General features: G+C 64.9%; 1 pseudogene. It reads right to left on the bottom strand.

Annotated features, from left to right (window positions below):
* Positions 1-220, bottom strand: a pseudogene (locus ACXAHD_RS32450) (IS982 family transposase); the annotation flags it as partial.
* Positions 221-288 lie beyond the last annotated feature (68 nt).

The following is a 288-nucleotide window of genomic DNA, read 5'->3' as shown; positions in this document are numbered from 1 at the left end:
GCCGCTGCGGTAGGTAGGGGAACATGCCGGCCAGGTGGACCCGGGCGTAGCGGATCCAGTGGGCTTCGGAACGGGCGCCGAGCAGGACCTGCGCCACGGCCAGGCAGACCAGTTCGGAGTCGGTCAGCAGTGGTGGTCTGCCGCGCCACCGGGGCGTGCGGATGCTGTCGTCGATCTTCACGTACAGTGCGGTCAAGAGGGTGTCCAGGTCTTGCGTCACAACATGATCTTGGATGCCCTCTCCTCATGCCCGGACATCGACCCCTGACTTCGGAACTACTCGTCTAG

The sequence above is a fragment of the Micromonospora sp. ABR4_055 genome (assembly GCF_056160425.1).
This window is presented reverse-complemented; position numbering and strand designations above follow the sequence as displayed.